Here is a 24,483-nt window from a genome sequence, read left to right as displayed (position 1 = left end):
ACCCACCCGTCCCGAAGAAGGAGCGCCATGCACGGCAACCCCCTGCTCGCCGAGGCTCGGATCGACAGGTTCGTGGCCGACCGGATCGCCCCGGCCGTCTACCGCGACCGCGTCCCGCTCGAGCTGACCGCGTGGACCGCACCCGGGGAGCCGGTGCCGTTCGCCGAGGCGGTCGGCCAGGACTTCGCGTCCGTGGCGCCGGGTCTCGCGTGGGGCGCGCCGTGGAGCACCACCTGGCTCCACGTGACCGGCCGGCTGCCCGACGGTTGGCCGCTCGAGGGCACGGCCGTCGAGCTGGTGATCGACCTGGGGTTCTCCCAGTCGAGCCCGGGATTCCAGGCCGAGGGGCTGGTCTGGCGACCGGACGGGACGACGATCAAGGGTGTCGCGCCGCTCAACCAGGCAGTGCCGTGGCCGGGCGGCGCGGACGTCGACGTGTTCGTCGAGGCGGCCGGCAACCCGAACATCGCGAGCAACTTCGGGTTCGTGCCTACCCCGTACGGCGACCTCGCCACGGCGGGCACCGACCCGCTCTACGTGCTGGGGCGCGTCGACGTCGCGCTGCGGGACGTCGCCGTCTGGGAGCTCCTGCAGGACCTGACCGCCCTGGTGGGCCTGATGAAGGCGCTGCCCGTGGACTCGACCCGGCGGGCGAGCATCCGCGTCGGCCTCGAGAACCTGCTCGACACGGTCGACCCCGACGACGTCGCGGGCTCCGCGGGCGCCGCCCGCGAGTCGCTGCGGCCGCTGCTCGACGCTCCCGCCTCGGCCAGTGCCCATCACGCCTACGCGGTTGGCCACGCGCACATCGACTCGGCGTGGCTGTGGCCGCTGCGGGAGACCGTGCGCAAGTGCGCCCGGACCTTCTCCAGCGTGATCGCGCTGATGGACGCCGACCCGGACTTCGTGTTCGCGTGCTCGTCGGCGCAGCAGTACGCCTGGATGAAGGAGTACTACCCCGCGCTGTTCGCGCGGATCCGGGAGAAGGTCGCGGCCGGGCAGTTCGTGCCGGTCGGCGGGATGTGGGTCGAGTCGGACACGAACATGCCGGGCGGCGAGGCGATGGCCCGGCAGATGGTGGCGGGCAAGCGGTTCTTCCTCGAGGAGCTCGGCGTCGAGACCCAGGACGTGTGGCTCCCCGACTCCTTCGGCTACTCCGGCGCCCTGCCGCAGATCGTGCGGTCGGCGGGCTCGCGCTGGTTCCTCTCGCAGAAGCTCTCGTGGAACGACACCGACCGGATGCCGCACCACACCTTCACGTGGGAGGGCATCGACGGCTCCCGCGTGCTCACGCACTTCCCTCCGGTCGACACGTACAACTCCGACCTGTCCGCGCGCGAGCTGCTGCACACCGAGGCGAACTTCGCGGAGAAGGGTGTCGCCGGCTCCTCGATCGTCCCGTTCGGCTGGGGCGACGGCGGCGGCGGCCCGACGCGGGAGATGCTCGCCTCGGCGCGCCGGTTCGCCTCGCTCGAGGGGGCGCCTACGGTCGAGCTGGGCAGCCCGAACACCTTCTTCGCCCGGACCGAGGACGAGCTCACGGAGCCGTCGGTGTGGACCGGGGAGATGTACCTCGAGTTCCACCGCGGCACGTACACGTCACAGGCGCGCACCAAGCAGGGCAACCGCCGCAGCGAGCACCTGCTGCGCGAGGCGGAGCTGTGGGCCGCGACCGCCGCCGTGCAGCGCGGGTCCGACTACCCCTACGACCGGCTCGAGCGGCTGTGGCGGACCACGCTGCTGCACCAGTTCCACGACATCCTGCCCGGCAGCTCGATCGGCTGGGTGCACCGGCAGGCGGAGCAGACCTACGCCGCGATCAGGGAAGAGCTGGAGGACGTGATCGCCGCCGCCGTGGCCGAGCTCGTCGGCGACGGTGACCTCTCCGTGCTGCTCAACGCCGCGCCGCACCCGCGGTCCGGCGTCGCGGCGCTCGGGGCCGGTCCGGTCGAGGCGGCCGACGGCGATGCCGTGACCCTCGTACGAGGCGAGGACGGCACCCTCCGGCTCCGCAACGGGCTGATCGACGTGCACCTGACCGCGGGCGGCCAGATCGACTCGCTGCGCGACCTGACCGCTGACCGCGAGGTGATCCCGGTCGGCGCCCTCGCGAACCTGCTCCAGCTGCACCGCGACACCCCGGCGCGATGGGACGCGTGGGACATCGACAGGGAGTACCGCCGGGTGGGCACCGACCTGCTCGACGCGGACAGCCTCGAGGTCGTGTCCGAGACCCTCGACGCCGTCATGGTGCGCACGACGCGTTCGTTCGGTGCGTCGCGCCTGGTCCAGGACGTCACGGTGCGCCGCGGCAGCGCTGCGATCGAGATCGTCACGGAGGTCGACTGGCACGAGCGGCAGAAGCTGCTCAAGCTCGCCTTTCCCGTCGACGTGCTGGCGGACCGGTCGGCGGCGGAGACCCAGTTCGGGCACGTGTTCCGGCCGACCCACGCCAACACGTCGTGGGACGCGGCCCGGTTCGAGATCTGCGCGCACCGCTGGGTGCACGTGGGCGAGCCGGGCTACGGCGTCGCGATCGCGAACGACGCCACCTACGGGCACGACGTCGCCCGCCGCCCGAACGGCGCCGGCACGACCGTGCGGCTGTCGTTGCTGCGGGCGCCGCTCTTCCCCGACCCGGAGGCCGACCAGGGCCACCACCGGCTCACGACGGTCCTGCACGCGGGTGCGACGATCGCGGACGCCGTCGAGGACGGCTACCGCACCAACCTGGCCGAGCGCGTGGTGCGGGGTGCCCGCCCTGCGGACCCGCTGGTCACCGTCTCGAACCCGGCCGTGGTGGTCGAGTCCGTCAAGCTGGCCGAGGACCGCAGCGGCGACGTCATCGTGCGCCTGTACGAGTCGCTGGGCGGGCGTGCGCGTGCGACGCTCGTGCCTGGCTTCCCGGTGTCGGGAGCCCGAGCGGTCGACCTGCTGGAGCGCGACGTCGACGCCCCCGGGGTCACGGCGACCGACGAGGCCGTCGAGCTCGCGCTGCGCCCTTTCCAGCTGGTCACGCTGCGCCTGCCGCTCGCCGTCGAGAGGAACCCGCTGTGAAGACCTTCACCCTGGCCGGCACCGACATCGTCGTCCCCAACGTCGTGCTCGGGCTCATGCGCATCACGGAGAAGACCGACGACGAGATCCGCGAGCTGGTCGCGGCCGGCCGCGACGCCGGGATCACGATGATCGACCACGCCGACATCTACGGCGGCGCGATGCACGTGTGCGAGCGCCGGTTCGCGGAGGCCATGCGGCTCACTCCCGCCGACCGCGCGGAGATCGTCATCCAGAGCAAGTGCGGCATCGTGCCGCCCGACGGGTTCGACTTCTCCTACGAGCACATCATCGAGTCGGTGAACGGCTCGCTCGACGCCCTCGACACGGACTACCTCGACATCCTGCTGCTGCACCGCCCCGACGCCCTGGTGGAGCCGGAGGAGGTGGCGCGCGCGTTCGACGAGCTCCAGGCCGCCGGGAAGGTGCGCGCGTTCGGCGTCTCCAACCACACGCCCGGCCAGATCGAGCTGCTGAAGAAGTTCGTGCGCCAGCCGCTGGTGGCCAACCAGCTGCAGCTGTCGATCACGCACTCGTCGATCGTCGCCCGCGGCGTCGCGGCGAACATGCAGGCCGAGGACCAGTCGATCGACCGCGACGGCGGCATCCTCGACTACTGCCGCCTGCACGACATCACCGTCCAGGCGTGGTCCCCGTTCCAGGCGGGGTTCTTCACCGGGGTCTTCCTCGACTCCCCGGAGTACCCGGATCTCAACGCGGTGATCGAGCGCTTGGCGACGAAGTACGACGTCCCGACGATCGCCATCGCCACCGCGTGGATCACCCGGCACCCCGCACAGATGCAGGTCGTCCTCGGCACCACGAGCCCGGACCGCGTGACGGGCGCGGCACAGGGCTCGGACATCCCGCTCACGCGCGCCGAGTGGTACGAGCTGTTCCGCGCCGCGGGCTACATCGTCCCGTAGACGATCTCGCCGAGGGCCCACTGCTTCACGGGCAGCGCCTGGGTCGCGGCGCACGTGGAGAGCAGGGGTGCCGACGAGGTCTCGACGAGCGTCACCGTCACCGGACCGTCGACGCCGGCGAGCACCACCGACCAGCCGTCATCGGTGCGGTCCTCCCGCAGCGGCGGGTAGGCCTCCAGCAGGTCGGACGTCCGCGCGAAGTGCTGCGCCGCCTGCACGGGGTGCGAGTACGAGCTGCGGCCGCGCAGCAGCTCCGGCACGACACGGCCGTCCAGGTACGCGTCGGCCACCGCGACCGCGTCGCCGTCGTCGACCCACCCGTAGTAGAGCCCGTGCGGCAGCAGCACCATCGTGCCGGCGAAGCGGTCGCCACCCAGGTGAGAGCACTCCCAGGTCTCCTCCGGGTACGCCTGCGCCAGGCGCGCGGCCACGGAACGCCCGCGCACCGCGCAGCACCGGTCGTGCCGGCCGTGCGCGCACACCGCGAAGACGGGCCGGTCCGACGGCACCCCCGCGGACCCGTCGAGGGGGACGTCGAGCAGCTCCTCGACCCGGTCGACCCGGCCCCAGCGGACGCTCTCCCGGCCGGGTCGCGAGTCGACGAGCGCCCACCGCGTGCCGTCCTGAGCGGACCGACGCCCGGGCCGGCGGATGGCGAGCGGTCGGATCCCCTCGCCCTCTACCCGGTGCACCAGCGCGCGGCCGAGCGCGGCGTCGAACGGCGGGTCGAGCAGCGCGTGCCGCCCCCAGCCCGCCTGGTTCTCGACGAGGAACCAGCGATCGCCGTGCGACCCGGTGCCGACCAGCGAGTCCTGGCGGGCGCGGGCACCGTCGCTGCAGGGCACCCATCCGTCGGTCACTCCGACGTCACCACCACGCCCTCGCGCAGCAGCCGGCGGACGACGACGAGCGCGCTCGCCAGGTCCAGCCCGGGCAACGACCCGACGGCGACCGGACGCCCGGTGCGCAGCGCGTGCAGGGCGGGCGCGGCCTCCGCTGGCAGCGACAGCACGGTGCCGCGGGCGGTGAGCCGGACCTTGTCACCCGCCTCGTCGATGCGGCCGCCGAACGCGTCGCGCCAGCGGACGGCGGTGTGCTCGGACAGCGCGGTGATCGCGTCCAGCGTGGCGAGCGGCGCCACGGGCTCCGGCCTGGTGTCCCGACCGAACCGGGCGCCGAGCCGTCGTGCGGCCAGCTCCGCGGGGTCGGCCGTCGCGGTCAGCGCACGGACGAGGTCGGCCACGGTCTCCTCGACGATCGGCCGCAGCTGCTCGGGGTCGCCCACGTCGATCCCGAACGGCAGCGACGCCCGCAGCGCCGGCGAGTCGCCGACCAGGCCGAGCAACGTGTCGACCACGTCGGCCCGCGTGTACGCGGCCATGCCGATGGTGAGGTGGATGGACGTCGCGCCCAGCGCGGTCGCGGAGTGGATCCAGCCGCGCGGCAGGTACAGGGCGTCACCGGGCCGCAGCACGCGGTCGATCACCGGCTCGCCCGCACCCGCCGCCGCGACGGCCGCGCGGTGGTCGGTCCACACCTGGTCCTTGAGCGGGTCGGGGTGCACGGGCGCGTGGATGACCCACCGCTTCTCGCCGGAGACCTGCAGCACGAACACGTCATGGGTGTCGTAGTGCGGCGAGAACCCCTGCGACGACGGCGGTGTGACGTACGCGTTGACCTGCGCCGGGTGCCCGATCTCGTCGACCAGCCGCCGCGTGAAGTCGACCAGCGGCGGCCATATCCGGTGCAGGCCCTGCAGCACGATCGTGGCGCCGGACGCGAACTCGGCGAGCACCTTGTCGCTCGACACCTGGTCGGAGACCTCGGCGCCGAACCCGCCGGACGCCGTGAACCGCCCCGGCGCGAGGACGTCACCCTCGTGGGCGAGCCGGATGAACGGCGTCCGCAGACCGCGCCGACCGATCAGCTCGTCAACGGCCGCGGGCGAGAACAGGTCCGTGTAGTCGTCGTTCGCCGGCGACAGCAGCGGCGCGCGGCCCCAGTGCTCGCGCGCGAACTGCTCGTCGGGAACGCTGATGCAGCGCGAGAGCGCGGACCGGAGGACCGGCCCGCGCTCCGTCAGGGTGCGTGAAGGCACTACGCCGAGCMGTCCGCCCCGCCGTCGTGGCCGCCCGCGTTCGCGCCGCCGTCGGCCGGGCCCTCGCCCGCCGAGCCGTCCGCTCCGCCGTCGTGCCCGCCGGCGTTCKCGCCGCCGTCCGCGGGTCCTTCGCCCGCCGAGCCGTCGGCCCCGCCGTCGTGCCCGCCGGGGTTCGCGCCGCCGTCGGCCACGCCTTCCCCTGCGGGTGCCGGCTCGCTCGTGATGTCGTCGTCGTTGATGCTCATGGGCACTCCCTCGTCGCGCTGCCGTGCAGCGGCGTCGCCGCCTTCGCGAGCGTATCCACGCCACGCGCTCCGCGCTGGCCGAATCGACGGCTATGCGTGGCGGCTGGCCAGTGCTCGCGCGACCCGCTCGACGAGCTCGGCCGGGAGCGGGTCGCGGTAGAAGAGCTTCACCGTGTCCTTCTGCGACCGGTACGGGCCGATCTCGGCCTCGAGGTCCGGGTCGAGGCGCCCGACGGGGTAGAGCCCGACGTGGTGCTTCCACCCCGCGAAGTGCAGCGCGTACCGGTCATTGAGCATGAACGCCGGCATCCCGTAGCGGATCCGCTCCTCGGCCCCCGGCAGCGCCCGACGCAGCGCCGCGGCCACCGCGGCCAGGATCGGGCGGACGTCGTCGGGAAACGAGGCGACGTACTCGTCGACGGTGCTCGCGGCCATCGTGACCTCCTCAGGTCGTCCGGCCGAGCAGGTGCACCTCGACCAGCTCGCCGGCCTCGCTCTTGCCGATCGTCGTGCAGAGCGCCTTGCGCAGCGGGAGCCAGTGCGGTCCGGTGCCCGACGGCATCAGCGTCGCCGCGAACTCGTGGCCGTCGAGCGTCCCGGTGACCTTGACGGCCTTCCGGGTGCCGAGCAGCTCGGCGGAGTCCAGCTCCAGGTACGTCGCGAAGGCGCCGTCCTTGCGGATGGGCACGGTGAAGGTGGCGTCGAGGTCCATGCGGCCATCATCGCGGTCTCATCGGCGCTCGTCGCGGTCCTCCGGCCGCTGCAGTGCGAGCCAGACCACCACGAGCACCAGCAGCCAGACCAGCGCGCCGACCGACAGCGACGACCCGACGAACAGCAGCACCACGGGGACGACGACGCTCGGGATGCCGCGCACGAGGAGCCACGCGCGGCCCTGGCCGACGAGCAGGGCGGTGACCACGCCGATCGCGCAGTAGGTGGCGACCGCCGCGCAGAGCAGGGTCCGGGCGTCGAAGGCGAGGGCGCCGTGCGTGTGGGCGACCGCGATGCCGAGCGCCGCGGCCAGCGCGGCGAGCGCGCCGGTGAGCAGGGCGTGCAGCAGCATGACGATCCGCGGCGCGACGAGGTGCGGCTTGAGCTGCGGGATACCGGCTGTGCCGTGCAGCAGACCGGCGGCCCAGACCGAGGCCAGGAGGGCGAAGGCGCCGAGCGCGACGACGGCCGTGCTGCGGTCCCAGTCCTCGGTGTCCGCGGCCGCGTCGATGATCTGGATGAGCCCCTCGCCCAGCACGATGATGACGAACAGCCCGAGCCGCTCCGCGAGGTGCTCCTCCTCGATGGGCGTCCCCTCGATGGTGACGAGCCCCGCCGCCGGCCCGCCMCGGCGGCGCGAGGCATTCACGCGCTCGAGGCGCTGCTCGGCCTCCTGCATCACGCGCTCGCCCGACGAGGTGAGCAGCACCACCAGGTCGATGACGATGCCGACGCCCCACAGCCAGTACCGGTACGGCGCGGCGACCCACAGCGAGATCAGCCAGGGGAGCGCGCCGAGGCCGAACTGCGCGAGCGGCCAGTCGACGATCACCTTGCCGCGCGCGACGACGGCACCGGCGTACCAGCGCAGGGCGACGTACGCGACGACGAACGAGACCGCACGCGAGCCGTGGATGCCGGGCACCGAGGCCGCCATGACGGCCAGCCCCAGCATGGCGACGATCAGGACGTAGGTCTTGGCACTGTCGCCGGCGATGTTCCCGTAGACCGCGAAGCCCGCCCACGAGATCCAGAACGCCAGGAAGAGGACCGCGTAGAGGCCGAGCGTCGTCGACCCCATGTCCTCGTGCAGCAGGTGGGCCAGCTGGCCGATGCCCGCGACGACGACGAGGTCGAAGAACAGCTCCTTCCACGAGGCGTGCCGCTCGATGGCTGCGACGGGCTCGGATGTCATGCGCGGGACAGCAACCAGTCGAGGACTGCGGGCGCGGCGCCCAGCACCGACACGTGCCCCTCGCCGGGCCGCAGCCACAGCTCGGCCGACGGGATCCGCGACGCCAGCCAGCGACCGTGGGCGGCCGGCACCACCCGGTCGTCCTCTCCGTGCAGCACGAGCACGGGCACGGTGATGTCGGCCGGGTCGAAGCCCCAGGGCGCGACGCAGGCGAGGTCGTCGTCGACCATCCCGCCGACGCCGTCCGCGAGCGCCTCGCCCGCGATCCGCGCGAGCCAGCCCCACGGCCCCGCGAGCGTCTCGTGGTCCGCCGCGGTGAACATCTCCGGGTCGTACTCGCTGCTGGTCAGCTCGCGCTCCAGGGCCTCCCGTCCGACGACCGCGGCGCGCAGCTCGGCGGTCCCGGTCGGGTTGATGCCTGCGAACCAGTCGAGGCCGTCGGCGCCGTACGGGGCCGTCCCGGCCCCCTCGACCGCGGCGATCACCCGGTCGCCCAGCAGGGCCGCGCAGGCCAGCGCGTGCGAGCCGCCGCCGGAGTGGCCCAGCACGGCGAACCGGTCGATGCCGAGCGCGTCGGCGATGGCGGCGACGTCGAGAGCCGCCGACGCCACGTCCCGGCCGGGGTGCGGGGTCGAGCCGCCGTAGCCGGGGCGGTCGTAGGAGACCCAGCGGATCTCTCGGCTCATGGGGAGCAGCGGCTCCGGCGGCGTGCCGACGTTCGGGCTCCCGTGGTGCCAGAACACGGTCAGCCGGGGCTCGTCGGCCGGGACGTCGTACGCCCGCAGGGTCCGGCCGTCGGGGAGCGGGACCAGAGTCGGGGTGGTCACCCCACGAGCCTAGAGACCCGGTGTTGCGCGCGACCAGGGCGTGATCCGGCTCGCCGCTGGTCAGCCGACCGCGTCGATCGCCTGCCGGATGAGCGCGGTGACCTCGTCCGGGTGGCTGATCATCGCGACGTGCGAGCTGTCGATCTCGACCACCGTCGCTCCGGCTCGGGCGGCCATGACCCGCTCGGCGGCGGGCGGGATGACCCGGTCTTCCGACGCGACCAGGTACCAGGACGGGACGGTCTTCCAGGCGGGCGGACCGGACGGCTCGACCAGGGTGGCCAGCGCGGCGGGGCGCTGGCCGGCCGCCATCGCMGCGGCGAGCTCGGCGGGAAGGTCCTGGCAGAACGTCTGGGGGAAGATCTCGACCTTGAGATACGCGTCGCCGTTGCCCTCGCCGGCGTCCGGGAACGGGCGGATGTCCACCACCTGCGTGAGGTCCGGCGGGGGGCCGTCGCTTCCGAGGGCGGTGGCGGCGGCCGCGTTCTCCCCCTCCTCGAGCGCGAACGCCGCGATGTAGACGAGCGCCTTGACGTTGTCGGCGCCGACGGCCGCGTTCGTGATGACCGCGCCGCCGTAGGAGTGGCCGACGAGCACGACGTCGCCCTCGATGGTCGACAGGAACGACCGGACGTACGCGGCGTCGCCGGAGACGCTGCGCAGCGGGTTGGCGGGGGCGTAGGAGGTGTAGCCCGCCGCGGCCAGGCGGGTGATGACACCGCCCCAGCCGGAGGCGTCGGCAAATGCTCCGTGGATCGGGACGACGGTGGGGCTCATGGTCGGTTCCCTTCGGGCGACGGCACTGTGGACCCAGTCTCGGGAGCGCCGGCGACGCCGGGATGGCCGCTGCGTGCACGGTTCTGGCCCCTTTGCGCACGATCTGTCGTCATATGACGGATGACGCGGGCCGGCGACGCGTCTAGCGTTCCGTCATGAGCCTGGTCCTGCGCTCGGACGACCTGCCGCCCGACGACCGCATCGAGCTCATCCGTGACGCCATCTGGGCGGGCGTGCTGCCGGTCGAGATCGAGTACGACCGTCCCGGCCCGCAGATCGAGGTGCTCTGTCGGGTCGCCGACGCCGGCCCGGTGAATCTGTCGTCCGCCCGGTCGACGCCCTCCATGCTCCGCCGGACCCCCGGGCTCGCCCGGCAGGACCACGAGCCGACGGTGTTCCTCGCAGTCCAGGTCTCGGGCACGACGATGGTGGCGCAGGGAGCGAACCAGGCCGTGCTCCGGGCGGGCGACATGGTGGTCTACGACAGCACGCGCCCGTACACGGTGCTCAACGCCGACCGCACCGAGCTGCACTACTTCCAGGTCCCCCGCAGCGCCCTCGCCCTGCCGCAGTCGTCGATCGACGCCGTCGCCGGTCTGCGGATCGGCCCGGACAACAACGCGCTCGCGGCCGTGGTCGCGCCGTTCTTCGACCGGCTGGGAAGCACCGACGTCCTCGATCGGCCGCACGCCGCGGACATGGTCGTCGGCCCGAGCATCGACCTCTTGCGCGCGCTCATCACCCTGCGACTCGCCGACGAAGAACGCGCGCGCGTGTCTCTCGCGGACTCCTTGGTGCTCCGCGTCCAGGAGTACGTCCGGACCCACCTCGCCGACCGCGACCTGTCGGCCACCACGATCGCCGCCGCGCACCACGTGTCGGTCCGCCACCTGTACGCGTCGCTCGCCCGCGCCGGGGTCGCGCTGCAGGCCACGATCCGGKACCAGCGCCTCGAGCAGTGCCGACGAGACCTGCGCGACCCCCGCTGTGCGCACCTCACCGCGGGGGCGGTCGGAGCTCGCTGGGGGTTCGCCGACGCCTCCCACTTCGGCCGCCTGTTCCGCGACGCGTACGGCACGACGCCGCGAGACTGGCGCTCCGCCGGCTGAGGCCCGCGCTATCTTGCGTGCACGGAACCCTCGTCGAAGGAGCACGTGCGCAGGATGGCCTCGCCCCAGGGACTCGCGCCCTCCACCCGCACGCTCCTGTTCTTCTCCGCCGCGATCATCACGCTCGCCGGGCTGCACGCCGCCCGGGACGTGCTCGCGCCCCTGTTCCTGGCGGCGGTGCTCGTCATCATCGTGCACCCCATCCGGCACCCGCTGGAGCGCCGGGGCTGGCACCGCGCGGCCGCCACCACGATGGTCATCGTCGTCGTCTACCTGATCCTGCTCGCGCTGATCGCCATGCTGGTGTTCGCCGGCATCCAGTTCGGCKGGCTGGTCCAGGACTACCTGACGGAGCTGCAGTCGTCGATCACCGACGCCACCGCGTGGCTCGCGTCCATCGGCGTGGACCAGGACGCGGTCAACTCCATCACGGACGCCCTGCAGCCGTCGCAGCTGCTGGGGGTCGCGACGAAGTTCGGCGGGGCCGTGGTCGGCGTCCTGACGACGCTGTTCGTCGTCGTGACCTACGTGATCTTCATGTCCGTCGACGCGGCCCGGTACGACGGCGCGCACGTGCAGTTCGGCGACACGCAGGCCGGCGTGCTGGGGCGGGCCACCACGTTCAACATCGGCGTCCGCCGCTACTTCGTCGTCAGCGCGTCCTTCGGTGCGGTCGTCGCGGTCGTCGACGGGCTCGCGCTCTGGGCGCTCGGTGTCCCCGCGCCGGCCGTGTGGGCGATCCTCGCGTTCGTCACCAACTTCATCCCGAACATCGGGTTCGTCATCGGCGTCATCCCGCCCACGCTGCTCGCCTTCGTGGTGGGCGGCTGGCCGCTGGCGCTCGCGGTGATCGCGATCTACAGCGCCGTCAACGTGACGCTGCAGGTGCTGATCCAGCCGAAGTTCGTGGCCGACGCCGTGAACATCACGCTGACCCTGAGCTTCGTGTCGGTCCTGTTCTGGACGTTCATCATCGGGCCCCTCGGCGCGATCCTCGCCGTGCCGCTCACGCTCCTGACCCGCGCGGTCCTGCTGCAGGGCGGCCCGCAGACCGCCTGGTACTCGTGGCTGTCCGGCGAGGACCTGCCGAAGGCGGCGCCGCCGCCTGCCATCGAGCCGGCACCGGAGCCCGAGCCCCAGACCGTCGCCGACTGACCTCAGGCAGCCGGCCCCCGCCGCGTCCGCCAGTCCACCTCGACCGCCTGCCGAACCGACCCCGGAGCGACGCCGAACGCCCGCTTGAACGCGCGCGAGAACGCGGCCTCCGACTGATAGCCGTACCGGTGCGCGACGGCCGACAGGGGTTCTGCGCTGCGGCTCAGGTGCGCGCGGGCCTGCTGCAGCCGCCAGTCGGCGACGTACCGCATGACCGAGTCGCCGACCAGGTCCGTGAACCGCGCGGAGAAGGCCGACCGCGACATGCCGACCTCGCGGGCCAGCGAGTCGACTCCCCAGTCGGCGCCCGGCGACCGGTGGATGGCCATGAGCGCGCGGCCCACCTGCTCGTCGCGCAGCGCGGCCAGCCAGCCCTGCCGGGCCTCCGGCGCCGAGTCCAGCCATGCCCGGATGGTCTGCACGACGAGCACGTCGGCCAGCCGGGTCATCACCATCTCGCCGCCGGCCTTCTTCGTCGCGGCCTCCCGGGTGACCAGGCGCAGCGTGCTGTGCAGCCAGCTGGCGTCGCCGTCGTCCCAGGCGTCGACGTGCAGCACGTCCGGCAGCTGCGCGATGAGCCGGCGAGCGCTCTCGTGGTCCGGCTCGACGACCCCGCAGGTCACCTGCGCGGGCTCGCCGCCACCGCCGTACCGCATGAGCTCCAGGCGGTCGCTGACCAGCTCGACCGGGATGTCGAACAACGGGTCCGCGGGCGTTCCCGGCTCGCTGCTCAGCCGGTGCGGCGTGCTGTGCGGCAGCAGCGTGAGGCTGCCTGGCTGCAGGAGCCGCGGCGCCTGACCCTCGATCTCCAGCCAGCAGCGGCCGGCGGTCACCACGTGGAACATCATCAGGCCGTCCAGCGCGGGCAGGTCGATGGCCCACGGCGCCGTGAGGTCGCACTGGCAGTACAGCGAGCCGGTGACCTGCAGCAGGTGCAGGGCCTCGCCGAGCTGGTCGCTCGGGGCGGGGAACGTGCGGGCATCGGGCACGGTCCCATCGTCTGCCTCAGGTGTTCGCACGTCCAGCGACCGTGGACGAATGGTCATGATTCCCGGACTCTCGATCGTTGTCCGTCCACCGGATGCTCCGCAGGCTGGATCCCATGAACACACCTACCTATCTCGTCATCGGAGCCACCGGCAAGACCGGTCGCCGCGTCACCGACCGCCTCCTCGGAGGCGGCCACACCGTCCGGGCGGTGTCCGGGAGCACGACCCCACGGTTCGACTGGGAGGACCCGTCGACCTGGCCGGCGGCGCTGGAGGGCGTCGACCGCGCCTACGTCACCTACATGCCGGATCTCGCGGCACCCGGTGCCGTCGAGGCCATCACCGCGTTCTCGTCGGCCGCCGCGCAAGCCGGGGTCCGCCGGATCGTCCTGCTGTCCGGTCGCGGGGAGCGCAGCGCCGAGGCGTCCGAGCGGGTCGTCGCGGCCTCCGGGCTCGAGCACACGGTGATCAGGTCCAGCTGGTTCACCGAGAACTTCACGGAGGGGCACCTGCTCGACTCGGTGCTGGAGGGCGTGATCGCGATGCCGGCGGGTGCCGTGCGCGAGCCGTTCGTCTCGGTCGACGACATCGCCGACATCGCGGTGGCGGCCCTCACCTCGGACGCCCACGTCGGGCGGCTCTACGAGGTCACCGGCCCGCGCCTCCTCTCGTTCGCGGAGGCGGCCGACATCCTCACCGTCGTGACCGGGCGGGACGTCGTCTACGTCCCGGTGACGTCCGACGAGTTCCGCTCGGCCCTCACCGAGATCGCCGGTCCGGAGTACGCCGCGATGCTCACCGATCTCTGCGACGAGGTGTTCGACGGGCGCAACGAGTCGGTCGGGCACGGCGTCGAGGAGGCCCTGGGCCGCGCGCCGCGGGACTTCGCCGACGTGATCGGCGCCGCGGATGTCGGTGTCCCGGCCTAGCGTTCGAGCATGGCCGTCGTCGAGATCCCCGTCCGTGGCCGGTTCGACCTCGCCCAGAGCATCGGGTTCGGGTTCGGGCAGCGCGACTCCGCCGACGGGTCGGTGATGCGGCTGGCGTTCTGCCTCGACGGGTATCGCACGCAGGTCGGGGCGGCGGTCACGCAGCCGTCACCCGACCTGCTGCGGTGCGAGGTGCAGGGGGACGCCGAGCCGGCCCTCGTCGCGGCGCAGGTCGCCCGGGTTCTCTCGGTGGACGTCGACGGCACGGGGTACGACGAGCTGGGCCGTCGTGATCCGCTGGTCGGCGCGGCGCAGTCCCGACTCCCGGGGCTGCGCCCGCCGCTGTTCTACTCCGCCTACGAGGCCCTGCTCTGGTCGGTGCTCTCCGCCCGGCGGCCGTGGCGGCAGATGGCCACCGTCCGGACCGCGCTGGCCCGCGCGCACGGCCKGGTGTTCGACGTCGCCGGCGCCGAGCAGGCGGCCGTGCCGCTGCCCGCCGACCTCCTCGCGATCACCGACTTCCCGGGCATCCCCGACGCCAAGTTCCCCCGGCTCCACGGCATCGCCCGGGCCGCGCTCGACGGCGCGCTCGACACCGCGACGCTGCGCGCCCTGGACCCAGCCGCGGCGGCGATCGAGCTGCAGCGCCTCGACGGGATCGGGCCGTTCTACTCGGAGCTGGTCACCGTCCGCGCCCTCGGGCACACCGATGTGCTCCCGGTGAACGAGCCCATGGTGCGGTCCGTGGTGGCCCATGCCCTCGGGGAGGACGAGCCGCTCGAGCCCGCGCGCCTGGCCGAGGTCGCGGAGGCCTGGCGGCCCTGGCGGACGTGGGTGGCGGTGGCCATGCGCGCCGGGGCGGCGGGCTGAGGGTCACGGCGTGTCCGGGAACGCGCGTCGGGCCACCACGATGACGAGGAGGCTGGCGAGAACCAGCCCGCCGCCGACGTACGGCAGCGCACCGAGGCCGGGCCCGACGAGCACCAGCGCCCCGAGGGCCGCGCCGCCGCCGATGCCGATGTTCGCGGTCGAGTTCACCAGCRCGCCGATGAGGTCGGGCGAGGCCCCGCGGGTGCGGATAGCGGCGGCCTGGAACACGGAGGCCATGGCCCCGAACCCGACGGACCAGACGGCGGCGGCGACGAGGACGGCGACCGTCGACGGGAAGCCCAGCCCGAGTCCCAGCAGCCCCAGTGCCATGAGCAGGTGCGTGACGACGGTGCCGCGGCGCGGGTGCCGGTCGAGCGTGGCGGCCGCGTATCCGGTGCCGAGCAGGCCGGCGATCCCCAGGCCCAGCAGGACCGGGCCGACAGACGCCTCGCTGAGCCCGCTCGCCAGCAAAATGACCGACACGTAGGTGCGGACGACGTACTGGGCGAGGTAGGTCACGGTGTTCGCGGTCGACACGATCGCGAGTCGCCGGCGCCGGTCGCGCTGGGTCTCGTCGGCCGGCGGCGCGTCGTCGGCACGGACGGGCGGCAGCAGCGCCGCGACGAGCACGGTGGCCACCGCGCAGAAGCCGGCCAGCACGAGGAACGTGGTGCGCCATCCGACCGCCGTGCCGAGCATCGTGGCCAGAGGCACGCCGACCACGGGGCCGGCCGACGCCCCGCCGGTGACCAGGGCGAGCGCCCGACCGGTGAACTGCGGCGCGACGAGCCGCGAGGCGTACCCGATGCTGACGGAGAAGAACAAGGCGTGCGAGATCCCGCCGACCGCGCGCCCGATGGCCACGACCCCGAAGGCGGGTGCCAGGCCGACCAGGACGTTGCTCGCGGTGTAGGCGACCAGGGTGCCCAGCAGGAGGCCCTTGCGAGGCAGTCGCCGTGTGCCCAGCGTCAGCGGGAGTGCGAGCGCCGCGACCATGAACGCGTAGACCGTGACCAGCAGGCCGGCGACCGACGCGGTGACCTCGAGGTCGGCGCTCAGCTGCGGCAGCAGACCGACGGGGACCAGCTCGGTCGTGAGGGCGACGAACGTCGCGAGCATCAGGGCGGTGATGCCGCCAGCGGCCGCGCGCACCGACCCGGGGTTCCAGGTCGACGCGTCGGTCCGGGTCACGACCGCATGCTTGCACGGACCGTCGACACGCTCAGAGCGGCCGCTGCCACTCGGCGTCGACGCTCGCCTGCCGGAACCCGAGCGCCACGTTGATGGCCAGCATCTGCGCGTTCTCCTGCGCGTTCCACGTGTGGATCCGTGCGGCGTCCGGTCGGACGTCACGCAGCGCGTCGAGGACGGCGATCTTCGCCAGCATGCCGAGCCCGCGCCCGCGGTGCTCCCGCAGGACGATGGTGTCGCCCTGGAACACGACCGCGGGCTTGTCCAGCGGGTACTCGACCCCCGAGTAGCCCGCGAGCGTGCCGGTGGGCACGTGCTCGACAACGGCCGTGAGGATGCCCTGCCCGCGACGACGCAGGTCGGCGGCGCGGGTCCGGACGCGGTCGGCGTCCCACGGGTCCTCGGCCAGCTCGAGGCCGCCGTGCGGGATGTCGGTGCTCATCCGGGTCTTGAGGACGGCCAGCTGGTCGAGCCACTCCTCGTCGTATCCGTCCTGCATCAGGTGGACGCGGTAGTCGGGCCCGGGGTCACGGCGCAGGGGGTCGAGCACCGCGCGAGGCACGGGGAGGTCGAGCACCGAGTGCCGGACCACCTGCTGGAGGGTGAAGCCGCGGGCCAGCGCGAACCGGGTGGCGTCGTCGTCCATCGGGATGCGACCGTCGCCGGTCGGCGACTCCAGGGCGCCCGGCCCGGCGGGCGGCTCGACCGCGAACGCCGAGTCCGAGTGCACGACCCGACGGCCCGCCGCGCGGGCGATCTGCAGGCCGGCGTCGAAGAGCGCCGTTCCGATGCCCTGCCGGCGCCGGTCGGGGCGCACCCCGACGTACACGACGGCGACGTGCTGGTTCCCGACCTGCGGCAGCCCGACCATCGCGCACCCGACGACGTCGGCGGGGTCCGACGAGCCGCGGGGGACGGCGACGAGCCGATGGATCTTGCGGTGCGGCTCCTGCAGGGTCGCGCGGACGGTCGGGACGTCGAGCGAGAAGTCGGTGCCGTGGGTCGGCAGGTCGATCGCCTCGCTGACCCGGGCCACACCCTCGACCGTCCAGGCGTCGGGGTGGTCCGGGTCGGCGGGGACGTGCACGAGGTCGATCACCGGGACAGCCTCGCGGCGCCCCCGGCGGGGGGCAACGTCAATCCGTCACGCGCGGACGAGGTACGCCTCGATGCGGTCGAACGCCCCGACCCACGCGTACTCGGTGAAGAAGTCGCGCACCTCGACGCTCGGGAACCCGCTCTGCAGGACGGTCACCAGGGTGCCCCCGTCGACGGCCTCGAACGTGACCTCGACCTGCGTCGTCATGGTCAGGCCGTCCGGGCTGCTGCCGGACGACTCGGTGACCAGCCGGTGCGGGCGGTCGATGACGAGGAACGTCTGCGTCTCGCGGAACAGGTTGTCGGCGTCCTTGCCCCACACCGCGGTCTGCTGCCCTCCGACGCGCAGGTGGACCTCGATCTCCACGATCCCCGGCGTCGTGTCGAGGATCGAGAACCAGGTCTTCTGCTTCTCCGCGTCCGTGTAGGCGTCGAACACCTCCTCCGGCGTGGCGGGGAGCATGCGGGTCATGCGCATCTCGAGCGTGTCGGTGCTGGTCATGAGTCGAGTCCTTTCTGGAGGGTGAAGTAGGCCTCGAGACCGTCGAGCCGACGCTCCCAGAGCCGCTGGTAGAAGGAGATCCACGCCATGGCGTCGTCCAGTCGCTCTTCCCCGAGTCGGCACTGCCGGGAGCGGCCGACCTTCTCGGTTCTGACCAGGCCGGCGTCCTCGAGGACCTGCACGTGCTTCTTCATGCCGGTGAGGCTCATCCCGTGCGGCTCGGCGAGCTCGCCGATGGTCGCCGGGCCCTCACCGAGACGGGTGAGGATGTCGCGCCGGGTCGCGTCGGCCAGGGCCGAGTAGATCCGGTCGAGAGTCTCATGCTGAACCATGTGGTTCACCATACAACACTGAACCGAATGGTGCAATAACGTCGGGTCAGCGGGAGCGGACCTCGTCGAGCACGGTCCGCATCCTCGCCGCGAAGTCCTCGGGCGTGCCGGGCGGGAGGGCGTCGACGTCGAACCACTCGACCCGCTCGCTCTCGTCGCTGACCAGGGGCACCGAGGACGCAGGTGCGTAGGCGACGAACCCGACGTCCCAGTGCACGCGGCAGCGGCCGAAGGCGGCCGCGAGCTCGTGGCGGTGCACGTCGGCGGGCAGCGTGCTCTCGAGCCGCAGGTCGGCGATACCGCCCTCCTCGCGCGCCTCGCGCAGGGCGGCGTCGGCCAGCGACGTGTCGCCCGGCTCCAGGTGCCCGCCCAGCTGCACCCAGAACTGGCCCTTGCGGTGGAAGCAGAGCAGCACGCGGGAGTGGTCGGGCGACAGGACGAAGCAGCTGGCGGTGAGGTGCTCGGCCGCCAGGGACCGGTCGACGGCGGCGGCGCCCTGGTCGGCGACGAAGGCCCGGTACTCGTCGAGGAGCCGAGCTTGGACCGGGCTGCGTGGCGACCAGGAGTCCAGCGCGTCGGAGATCACGGCGGCAGCGTACGGTGCCGTTGTGACGCTCGAACGCCGCACAGACCGCCTGCTCCTGCGCCGTTGGCGGGAGGCCGATCGGGAGCCCTTCGCGGAGCTCAACGCGGACCCCGAGGTGATGGAGTTCTTCCCGGCCACGCTCAGCCGGGCCGAGAGCGACGCGATGGTCACGCGCATCGAGCACCGGATGCGCGACAACGGCTGGGGGCTGTGGGCGCTGGAGGTCACCGTCGGCGAGCACGCCGGTCGGTTCGCCGGCTTCACGGGCCTGGCGCGGCCGACCTGGAACCCGGCGTTCACCGAGGTCGGCTGGCGGTTGCCCCGCTGGGCGTGGGGTCACGGGTATGCGACGGAGGCCGCGCGGGAGGCTCTGCGGGTCGGCTTCGAGGATCTCCGGCTCGACGAGATCGTCTCGTTCACGACCCCGACCAACCAGCGATCGCGGGCCGTGATGGAGCGGCTCGGCATGACCCGGGATCCCGCGGACGACTTCGACTACCCGACGATCGCGGAAGGCCATCCCCTGCGACGCAGCGTGCTGTATCGCCTGCAGAGGAACGACTGGCTCCTGAGTGGCCGGTCGTCGGACCGGGGCACATACTCGCCGACGTGACGAACCTCAGCGAGACGCCCGCCGAACAGCGGCTGAACCACGCCCCGCTGACCTCGGCGGTGATCGTCAACCCCAATCGGGTCGAGGGTCTCGACGAGCTCCGCGCGCAGATCACGGACCAGCTGGCCGACGCGGGCTGGCCCGAGCCGTCGTGGCTCGAGACGACTGCCGAAGACAACGGCACAGGCCAGGCGCGGCAGGCTGTCGCCGACGGGGCCGACGTCGTGTTCGTCGCCGGCGGCGACGGCACCGTCCGCGCCTGCATCGAGGGCCTGTCCGGCAGCGAGTCCGCGCTCGCGATCCTGCCCGGCGGCACCGGCAACCTGCTGGCGACGAACCTGGGCGTCCCGACCGACTCCGTCGAGGGCGTGCGCCTGGCCTTGGAGCGCGGCCGCAAGGCGGTCGACCTCGGATATGTCGGCGAGCAGGCGTTCGCGGTGATGGCCGGCATGGGCATCGACGCGGCGATGGTCGACGACGCCCCGACGAAGCTCAAGGCCGTGCTCGGCCCGGTCGCCTACGTCTACTCGGCGCTCCAGCACCTGAACGACGCGGCGATGAAGGTCGAGGTCCAGGTCGACGACTATCCCGTCCTGCGCCGACGTGCCCGCAGCGTGCTCGTCGGGAACGTGGGACGCCTGCAGGGCGGGGTCAACCTGCTGCCGGACGCCGCGCCCGACGACGGTCAGATGGACGTCGCGGTGCTCGCGCCCCGGAATCTCGGCCACTGGGTACGGCTGGCGTTCGGCGTCCTGCGCCCGGGCCGCCACCGCGTGCCCAACATGGAGGTGCTGCGGGGGTCGCGGATCACCGTGACCAGCGACCGCCCGCAGCCGCGCCAGCTGGACGGCGACGTCATCGACCCGTCCGACACCCTCGAGGTGACCGTCCGGGCCGACGCGCTGTGGGTCTGCGTCTACCAGCCGGACGAGTCGGACGACCTGACCGAGGGCGCCTCGACTCAGCCCTGAGCCAGCTGCGCCACGTCGTCCCACTGCTCCCAGGTGGCGATGCGCGAGGCGTAGTCGGCCTTCGCGGTGCCCAGCGGCGAGGCGCCGAAGAACACGCGCAGCGGCGGCTGCTCCGCGTCGACCACACGCAGGATCGCTGCCGCCGATGACGTCGGGTCGCCGGGTGTGCCGATGCGCTTCAGCCGGGCCTCGGCCATGGCGGCCCGGGCCTCGTCGTACGCGGCCATCGGTGTCGCGTGGCGGGCCGACGAGCCACCCCAGTCCGTCGAGAACCCGCCGGGCTCGACGAGCGTGACGTGGATGCCGAAGCCGGCGACCTCCTGGGCGAGAGCCTGGCTGAACCCCTCGAGCGCCCACTTCGACGCGTGGTACGCGCCGATGTTGGGGAACGCGGAGATCCCGCCGATCGACGACACCTGGATGATGTGCCCGCTGCCCTGCGCCCGCAGGAACGGCAGCGCCGCCTGCGTCACCCAGAACGCGCCGAAGAGGTTCGTCTCCATCTGGTCGCGCAGCCCGGCCTCGGAGATCTCCTCCGTGAAGCCGAACTGGCCGTAGCCGGCGTTGTTGACGACGACGTCGAGGCGCCCGAAGTAGTCGTGCGCCTGCGCGACTGCCGCGAAGTCGGCGGCGCGGTCGGTGACGTCGAGTGCGATCGGCAGGACGGCGTCGCCGAACCGCTCGACGAGCCCGTCGAGCGAGGAGACGTTGCGCGCGGTCGCGGCCACCCGGTCGCCGCGCTCGAGGGCCGCCGTCGCCCACTCCAGGCCGAAGCCGCGGGACGTGCCGGTGAGGAACCAGGTCATCTGAGTCATACCGATGACGCTAGGACCTCGAGCGCGCTCGAACGCAACTCAGAGCTCGTCGTGCGGGACGACTAGGACCGGGACCGGCGAGTGCCGGATGATCTTCGTCGCGTTGGTGCCGAGGAACACGCGCTGCAGGGCTCCGGCGCTCGACGACCCGAGGATGAGCAGCTCGTTGGGCGTCCAGTCGACGGAGGTCAGCGCGTCCCACCAGCTCGAGCCGGAGGCAACCGCCAGCGCGACGTCGTCGTCCAGCGCGTCGCCCAGCCGGGCGCGCAGGGCGGCCTGCGCCTCGACCATCTGCGCCCGCCACTGCTCGGTCACCTCCGACTCGATGTCGGTGCCGATCTCGGGCGGGTACATCGTCGCGGACCGGACCCCGAACGAGCAGACCCGCAGTTGGACGTCGATCTCGCGCGTGAGCCGGGCCGCCCACCGGACGGCCGAGCCGGCGGGGTCGGAGCCGCTGAACGAGCACGTGAGCCGATGAGCGGCGACGCCCGTCGGGCCGGGGGCGCAGCGGTACGACTTCGGGGCGATGGCCAGCGGCACGGGCGACGAGTGCAGCAGGTAGTCGGCGGTCGACCCGACGACCACCCGGCCGTCGAGCCCGTCCGGCGACGAGCCGAGCACGAGCGCGGTCGCATCCCGCGACTCGGCCAGCGCCGCGAGCGCCCTGGCGGTCGAGCGCTCGCGCAGGCGGACGAACTCGATGGTCAGGCCCTCGGCGCGGTCCTCGAGGAACGCCAGCGCGGCGGCCTCCGCCTCCTCGGCCCGCGCTCGGATCCACTCCTGCATCTCACCGTCGACCTTGGCCATCGAGGGCACGGTCCAGCCGGGCGGCACGACCGTCGCGATGACCAGCACGTTCGCCCCCGTCGCCTCCGGCAGTGTGCGGGCGAGCGTGACGCCCAGGTCGATCGCCCCGTGCGAGTCTCCGAACGGGTTGGCGCCGACGACGATCGTCACCGCAGGTCCTCGTCCTGAAGCAGGCCCGCCTCGACGGCCCGTTCCAGCAACGAGTGCTTTCGGCCCCAGAGGAAGTAGAACGACAGCACGACGGCGAGCCAGAGGAAGAACCAGGCGTACGTGTACCACTGCAGGCCGGACAGGATGTAGAGGCAGGCGGCGATGGCGAGCACGGGCGTCACCGGGTAGCCGGGGACCTTGAACCCGCGGGCCAGGTCGGGCTGCCTCCGGCGCAGGAGGATGACGCCGACGGACACCACGATGAACGCGATGAGAGTGCCGATGGAGACCAGGTCCCACAGGTAGTCGAGGGGGATGAACGCGGCGAGCAGGCCGACGACGATCGCGACGATGACCGTGTTGTTGACCGGGGTGTGGGTGCGGGGGTTGACCCGGGCGAACGCCCTCGGCAGGAGCCCGTCGCGGCCGATCGCGAACAGGATGCGCGTCTGCCCGTACATCGTCACCAGGGTCACCGAGAAGATCGAGATCACCGCGCCGGCGGACAGGATGGTGCCCGGCCAGCTCGCGCCGACCACGTCCTGCAGGATCTTGGCCAGCCCTGCCTCGCCCTGCTCCTTGTCGGCGAAGGCCTGCCACGGCTGGGTGCCCAGCGCCGAGACGGCGACGAGCACGTAGATCGTGGTGACGATGCCGAGGGCGCCCAGGATCGCGCGCGGCATCGTCTTCTGCGGGTCGCGGACCTCGTCACCGGCCGTGGACACGGCGTCGAGGCCGATGAACGTGAAGAAGATCGTGCCGGCGGCCGCCGTGATCCCCGCGACGCCCTTGGGCGCGAAGTCGGCGAAGTTGTCGGAGTGAAAGCCCGTGAACGCGATCGCCACGAACATGAGCAGCACGGCCAGCTTGATCACGACCATCGTCGCGTTGACCTTGGCGGACTCGGACGCGCCACGGATCAGCAGCAACGCGCACATCGAGACGAGGAAGAGGGCCGGCAGGTTGATGATGCCGGGCTCGGCGTCCCACGGCGCCGCGGACAGGACGTTCGGGATCTGCCAGCCGAAGAGGTTGTGCAGCAGCTGGTTGAGGTAGTCGCTCCAGCCCACCGCGACGGCCGCCGTCGAGACGCCGTACTCGAGCAGCAGGCACGCCGCGACGCCCATCGCGACCACCTCGCCCAGGGTCGCGTACGCGTACGAGTAGGTGGACCCGGACACGGGCACGGCCGACGCCATCTCGGCGTACGACAGCGCGGACAGGCCGGCCGCGAGCCCGGCCAGCAGGAACGAGATGATCACCGCCGGACCGGCGTCGGGAACCGCCTCGTGCATCACGAAGAAGACGCCCGTGCCCACGGTCGAGCCGACGCCGAACATCATGAGCGTGAACGTGCCGAGCGACCGTTCGAGGCCCTCGCTGGACCTGACGGTCGCCGCCGTGATCGGCTTCCTGCGCCAGAGCTGGGCCTTCAGGGACACCTGCGGAACCGTCATGGGCGGGCCTCTCCGAGAGGGCCCATTCCCCCCGGGCCGTCGCCGTGTCTCACGGCCACGGTAGGAGCAGGCCGACCGCGGGGCAATCGGGCACAGGCGGCACACGGGGGACATTCAGAAACTGCTGGTGAGATGTCGCCCCAAACCCGGGACGGTGCCGCGTGCCGATCGCTACATTCCGCGCATGATCACAACACTCGCCACCGAGGTGGCCACCACGACGTCCACGACGAGCGCCGCACCGGGTCTGGCGGGTGGCCTCATCGGCTACCTGCTGTTCGCGTTCGCGCTGGTCGGGATCTTCAAGAAGGCCGACGAGCCCGTGTGGCAGGCCTTCGTCCCGATCTGGAACTACATCGTCCTCATCAAGGTCGCCGGTCGGCCGCTCTGGTGGATCATCCTGTTCCTGATCCCCATCGTGAACATCGTGATCCTGGTTCTCGTCCTGCACGGCCTGTCGACCTCGTTCGGTCACGGCGCAGGGTTCACCGTGGGCCTGTTCTTCCTCAGCATCATCTTCCTGTACATCCTCGGCTACGACTCCAAGCCCTACCGGGGCGTCGCGGGCGGGGAGCCGATCGGCGGCTACGCCATCGCCTGACCTCGTCCGTCCTGAGGCGGCCGTACCCCACGGGGTGCGGCCGCCTCGTGCGTGGGTGACCATCGCGCATGACGACTTTCGATGCCCTCGCCGACGAGGGGTTCATCTCCCTGACCACGTTCCGCAAGTCGGGGGTCGGGGTCCCGACGACCGTATGGGTGGCTCGCGACGGCGACGCCCTGCTCGTCACCACGCCGCGCGGCAGCGGCAAGGTGAAGCGGTTGCGGAACGACGACCGCGTCGAGATGACGTCGTCCAGCCGGTTCGGCAAGGTCGACGACGATGCCCCGACGGTCTCCGGGACGGCCGAGGTGCTCGACGACGACGACGCCCGGCGCCGGACCAACGAGGTCATGCAGGCGAAGTACGGCCTCGAGTACCGCGTGATGATGGGCCTCGAGAAGCTGGGCAGGAAGGGCGACGACAACCGGGTGATCCTGCGCATCACGCGCGGGTAGCGTGCCGG

Annotated in this window: 27 protein-coding genes; 10 read left to right on the top strand and 17 right to left on the bottom strand. The window is 72.5% G+C overall.

Features of this window, described 5'->3' with window-relative positions:
• Positions 1 to 27: 27 nt before the first annotated feature.
• Both AC1DYZ_RS01555 and AC1DYZ_RS01550 read left to right on the top strand, forming a co-directional pair.
• Positions 28 to 3,057: an alpha-mannosidase gene (locus AC1DYZ_RS01555; RefSeq protein WP_477063469.1), complete on the top strand. Its 3,030-nt coding sequence runs from the start codon at positions 28 to 30 to the stop codon at positions 3,055 to 3,057.
• Positions 3,054 to 3,983 carry an aldo/keto reductase gene (locus AC1DYZ_RS01550; RefSeq protein WP_477063468.1) on the top strand — a complete coding sequence of 310 codons (930 nt, stop codon included), beginning with the start codon at positions 3,054 to 3,056 and terminating at the stop codon, positions 3,981 to 3,983. Before AC1DYZ_RS01555 ends, AC1DYZ_RS01550 begins: the two co-directional genes overlap by 4 nt.
• Here AC1DYZ_RS01550 and AC1DYZ_RS01545 read toward each other — a convergent pair.
• The 8 genes from AC1DYZ_RS01545 to AC1DYZ_RS01510 form a co-directional block, all read right to left on the bottom strand.
• Positions 3,968 to 4,843 carry a sucrase ferredoxin gene (locus AC1DYZ_RS01545; protein ID WP_477063467.1) on the bottom strand — a complete coding sequence of 292 codons (876 nt, stop codon included), beginning with the start codon at positions 4,841 to 4,843 and terminating at the stop codon, positions 3,968 to 3,970. The genes AC1DYZ_RS01550 and AC1DYZ_RS01545 overlap by 16 nt on opposite strands.
• Positions 4,840 to 6,081, bottom strand: a complete 1,242-nt coding sequence (locus AC1DYZ_RS01540; RefSeq protein ID WP_477063466.1) for a cupin domain-containing protein — start codon at positions 6,079 to 6,081, stop codon at positions 4,840 to 4,842. Before AC1DYZ_RS01540 ends, AC1DYZ_RS01545 begins: the two co-directional genes overlap by 4 nt.
• Positions 6,081 to 6,326, bottom strand: coding sequence for a BatC protein (locus AC1DYZ_RS01535; RefSeq protein WP_477063465.1), 246 nt, complete (start codon positions 6,324 to 6,326; stop codon positions 6,081 to 6,083). The genes AC1DYZ_RS01540 and AC1DYZ_RS01535 overlap by 1 nt, the downstream gene beginning before the upstream one ends.
• A 90-nt stretch (positions 6,327 to 6,416) precedes the next feature.
• The gene (locus tag AC1DYZ_RS01530; RefSeq protein ID WP_477063464.1) at positions 6,417 to 6,761 is read right to left on the bottom strand and encodes an iron chaperone; all 345 of its coding nucleotides are present in this window, start codon (positions 6,759 to 6,761) and stop codon (positions 6,417 to 6,419) included.
• A gap of 10 nt (positions 6,762 to 6,771) precedes the next feature.
• The gene (locus AC1DYZ_RS01525; RefSeq protein WP_477063463.1) at positions 6,772 to 7,038 is read right to left on the bottom strand and encodes a DUF1905 domain-containing protein; all 267 of its coding nucleotides are present in this window, start codon (positions 7,036 to 7,038) and stop codon (positions 6,772 to 6,774) included.
• Between the two features lie 18 nt (positions 7,039 to 7,056).
• Positions 7,057 to 8,235: a low temperature requirement protein A gene (locus tag AC1DYZ_RS01520; protein WP_477063462.1), complete on the bottom strand. Its 1,179-nt coding sequence runs from the start codon at positions 8,233 to 8,235 to the stop codon at positions 7,057 to 7,059.
• Positions 8,232 to 9,062: an alpha/beta fold hydrolase gene (locus tag AC1DYZ_RS01515; RefSeq protein ID WP_477063461.1), complete on the bottom strand. Its 831-nt coding sequence runs from the start codon at positions 9,060 to 9,062 to the stop codon at positions 8,232 to 8,234. The genes AC1DYZ_RS01520 and AC1DYZ_RS01515 overlap by 4 nt, the downstream gene beginning before the upstream one ends.
• A 60-nt stretch (positions 9,063 to 9,122) precedes the next feature.
• Positions 9,123 to 9,839, bottom strand: a complete 717-nt coding sequence (locus tag AC1DYZ_RS01510) for an alpha/beta fold hydrolase (protein WP_477063460.1) — start codon at positions 9,837 to 9,839, stop codon at positions 9,123 to 9,125.
• 155 nt (positions 9,840 to 9,994) lie between these two features.
• On the opposite strand from AC1DYZ_RS01510, the gene AC1DYZ_RS01505 reads away from it, so the two are divergent.
• Together AC1DYZ_RS01505 and AC1DYZ_RS01500 are read left to right on the top strand one after the other, a co-directional pair.
• Positions 9,995 to 10,948: a helix-turn-helix domain-containing protein gene (locus tag AC1DYZ_RS01505; RefSeq protein WP_477063459.1), complete on the top strand. Its 954-nt coding sequence runs from the start codon at positions 9,995 to 9,997 to the stop codon at positions 10,946 to 10,948.
• A 54-nt stretch (positions 10,949 to 11,002) separates the two neighbouring features.
• Positions 11,003 to 12,103, top strand: a complete 1,101-nt coding sequence (locus tag AC1DYZ_RS01500; protein WP_477063458.1) for an AI-2E family transporter — start codon at positions 11,003 to 11,005, stop codon at positions 12,101 to 12,103.
• A 2-nt stretch (positions 12,104 to 12,105) separates the two neighbouring features.
• Here the strand turns inward: AC1DYZ_RS01500 and AC1DYZ_RS01495 are convergent, their stop codons facing one another.
• Entirely contained in the window at positions 12,106 to 13,092 is a 987-nt protein-coding gene (locus AC1DYZ_RS01495; RefSeq protein WP_477063457.1) for an AraC family transcriptional regulator, read from the bottom strand.
• A gap of 113 nt (positions 13,093 to 13,205) precedes the next feature.
• Here AC1DYZ_RS01495 and AC1DYZ_RS01490 point away from each other — a divergent pair, with 113 nt between their 5' ends.
• Both AC1DYZ_RS01490 and AC1DYZ_RS01485 read left to right on the top strand, forming a co-directional pair.
• Positions 13,206 to 14,021 carry an NAD(P)H-binding protein gene (locus AC1DYZ_RS01490; RefSeq protein ID WP_477063456.1) on the top strand — a complete coding sequence of 272 codons (816 nt, stop codon included), beginning with the start codon at positions 13,206 to 13,208 and terminating at the stop codon, positions 14,019 to 14,021.
• A 9-nt stretch (positions 14,022 to 14,030) separates the two neighbouring features.
• Positions 14,031 to 14,891: a DNA-3-methyladenine glycosylase family protein gene (locus AC1DYZ_RS01485; protein WP_477063455.1), complete on the top strand. Its 861-nt coding sequence runs from the start codon at positions 14,031 to 14,033 to the stop codon at positions 14,889 to 14,891.
• A gap of 3 nt (positions 14,892 to 14,894) precedes the next feature.
• Here AC1DYZ_RS01485 and AC1DYZ_RS01480 read toward each other — a convergent pair whose 3' ends face one another.
• The 5 genes from AC1DYZ_RS01480 to AC1DYZ_RS01460 are packed head-to-tail and all read right to left on the bottom strand — an operon-like array spanning position 14,895 to position 18,600.
• Positions 14,895 to 16,082 (bottom strand): MFS transporter, encoded by a 1,188-nt coding sequence (locus AC1DYZ_RS01480; protein ID WP_477063454.1) that lies wholly within the window; start codon positions 16,080 to 16,082, stop codon positions 14,895 to 14,897.
• A 31-nt stretch (positions 16,083 to 16,113) separates the two neighbouring features.
• A complete protein-coding gene (locus AC1DYZ_RS01475) occupies positions 16,114 to 17,181 on the bottom strand; it encodes a GNAT family N-acetyltransferase (protein WP_477063453.1) in 1,068 nt (355 codons plus the stop codon).
• Positions 17,182 to 17,226: 45 nt separating this feature from the next.
• The gene (locus tag AC1DYZ_RS01470) at positions 17,227 to 17,682 is read right to left on the bottom strand and encodes an SRPBCC family protein (protein WP_477063452.1); all 456 of its coding nucleotides are present in this window, start codon (positions 17,680 to 17,682) and stop codon (positions 17,227 to 17,229) included.
• A complete protein-coding gene (locus AC1DYZ_RS01465; RefSeq protein WP_477063451.1) occupies positions 17,679 to 18,014 on the bottom strand; it encodes an ArsR/SmtB family transcription factor in 336 nt (111 codons plus the stop codon). The genes AC1DYZ_RS01470 and AC1DYZ_RS01465 overlap by 4 nt, the downstream gene beginning before the upstream one ends.
• Before the next feature lie 46 nt (positions 18,015 to 18,060).
• Positions 18,061 to 18,600: an NUDIX hydrolase gene (locus tag AC1DYZ_RS01460; protein ID WP_477063450.1), complete on the bottom strand. Its 540-nt coding sequence runs from the start codon at positions 18,598 to 18,600 to the stop codon at positions 18,061 to 18,063.
• A 22-nt stretch (positions 18,601 to 18,622) separates the two neighbouring features.
• Between AC1DYZ_RS01460 and AC1DYZ_RS01455 the strand changes: the two genes are divergently transcribed.
• Together AC1DYZ_RS01455 and AC1DYZ_RS01450 are read left to right on the top strand one after the other, a co-directional pair.
• On the top strand, positions 18,623 to 19,213 hold the full coding sequence (locus AC1DYZ_RS01455; RefSeq protein ID WP_477063449.1) for a GNAT family N-acetyltransferase: 591 nt from the start codon (positions 18,623 to 18,625) through the stop codon (positions 19,211 to 19,213).
• Positions 19,210 to 20,184 (top strand): diacylglycerol/lipid kinase family protein, encoded by a 975-nt coding sequence (locus AC1DYZ_RS01450; RefSeq protein WP_477063448.1) that lies wholly within the window; start codon positions 19,210 to 19,212, stop codon positions 20,182 to 20,184. Before AC1DYZ_RS01455 ends, AC1DYZ_RS01450 begins: the two co-directional genes overlap by 4 nt.
• Here AC1DYZ_RS01450 and AC1DYZ_RS01445 read toward each other — a convergent pair.
• The 3 genes from AC1DYZ_RS01445 to AC1DYZ_RS01435 are packed head-to-tail and all read right to left on the bottom strand — an operon-like array spanning position 20,175 to position 23,416.
• On the bottom strand, positions 20,175 to 20,999 hold the full coding sequence (locus tag AC1DYZ_RS01445; RefSeq protein WP_477063447.1) for an SDR family oxidoreductase: 825 nt from the start codon (positions 20,997 to 20,999) through the stop codon (positions 20,175 to 20,177). The two genes, AC1DYZ_RS01450 and AC1DYZ_RS01445, sit on opposite strands and share 10 nt — an antisense overlap.
• 39 nt (positions 21,000 to 21,038) lie before the next feature.
• Complete coding sequence (locus AC1DYZ_RS01440) at positions 21,039 to 21,959, bottom strand: universal stress protein (RefSeq protein WP_477063446.1); 921 nt, start codon at positions 21,957 to 21,959, stop codon at positions 21,039 to 21,041.
• The gene (locus AC1DYZ_RS01435) at positions 21,956 to 23,416 is read right to left on the bottom strand and encodes an APC family permease (RefSeq protein WP_477063445.1); all 1,461 of its coding nucleotides are present in this window, start codon (positions 23,414 to 23,416) and stop codon (positions 21,956 to 21,958) included. Before AC1DYZ_RS01435 ends, AC1DYZ_RS01440 begins: the two co-directional genes overlap by 4 nt.
• Positions 23,417 to 23,600: 184 nt before the next feature.
• Between AC1DYZ_RS01435 and AC1DYZ_RS01430 the strand changes: the two genes are divergently transcribed.
• Positions 23,601 to 24,017 carry a DUF5684 domain-containing protein gene (locus AC1DYZ_RS01430; RefSeq protein ID WP_477063444.1) on the top strand — a complete coding sequence of 139 codons (417 nt, stop codon included), beginning with the start codon at positions 23,601 to 23,603 and terminating at the stop codon, positions 24,015 to 24,017.
• A 68-nt stretch (positions 24,018 to 24,085) separates the two neighbouring features.
• Positions 24,086 to 24,475, top strand: a complete 390-nt coding sequence (locus tag AC1DYZ_RS01425; protein WP_477063443.1) for a PPOX class F420-dependent oxidoreductase — start codon at positions 24,086 to 24,088, stop codon at positions 24,473 to 24,475.
• The last annotated feature ends 8 nt before the right edge of the window (positions 24,476 to 24,483 follow it).

The organism is Cellulomonas sp. P1_C4, assembly GCF_056406355.1.
Note: the sequence above shows the minus strand (reverse complement) of the source record. Positions and strands in the feature narration are given on the sequence as shown.

Excerpts from the sequence above, each read along its gene's own strand:
- AC1DYZ_RS01525 (WP_477063463.1), bottom strand. The coding sequence starts at position 7,038 with ATGGACCTCGACGCCACCTTCACCGTGCCCATCCGCAAGGACGGCGCC.
- AC1DYZ_RS01465 (WP_477063451.1), bottom strand. The coding sequence starts at position 18,014 with ATGGTTCAGCATGAGACTCTCGACCGGATCTACTCGGCCCTGGCCGAC.
- AC1DYZ_RS01470 (WP_477063452.1), bottom strand. The coding sequence starts at position 17,682 with ATGACCAGCACCGACACGCTCGAGATGCGCATGACCCGCATGCTCCCC.
- AC1DYZ_RS01435 (WP_477063445.1), bottom strand. The coding sequence starts at position 23,416 with ATGACGGTTCCGCAGGTGTCCCTGAAGGCCCAGCTCTGGCGCAGGAAG.
- AC1DYZ_RS01530 (WP_477063464.1), bottom strand. The coding sequence starts at position 6,761 with ATGGCCGCGAGCACCGTCGACGAGTACGTCGCCTCGTTTCCCGACGAC.
- AC1DYZ_RS01445 (WP_477063447.1), bottom strand. The coding sequence starts at position 20,999 with ATGACTCAGATGACCTGGTTCCTCACCGGCACGTCCCGCGGCTTCGGC.
- AC1DYZ_RS01425 (WP_477063443.1), top strand. The coding sequence starts at position 24,086 with ATGACGACTTTCGATGCCCTCGCCGACGAGGGGTTCATCTCCCTGACC.
- AC1DYZ_RS01490 (WP_477063456.1), top strand. The coding sequence starts at position 13,206 with ATGAACACACCTACCTATCTCGTCATCGGAGCCACCGGCAAGACCGGT.
- AC1DYZ_RS01430 (WP_477063444.1), top strand. The coding sequence starts at position 23,601 with ATGATCACAACACTCGCCACCGAGGTGGCCACCACGACGTCCACGACG.
- AC1DYZ_RS01555 (WP_477063469.1), top strand. The coding sequence starts at position 28 with ATGCACGGCAACCCCCTGCTCGCCGAGGCTCGGATCGACAGGTTCGTG.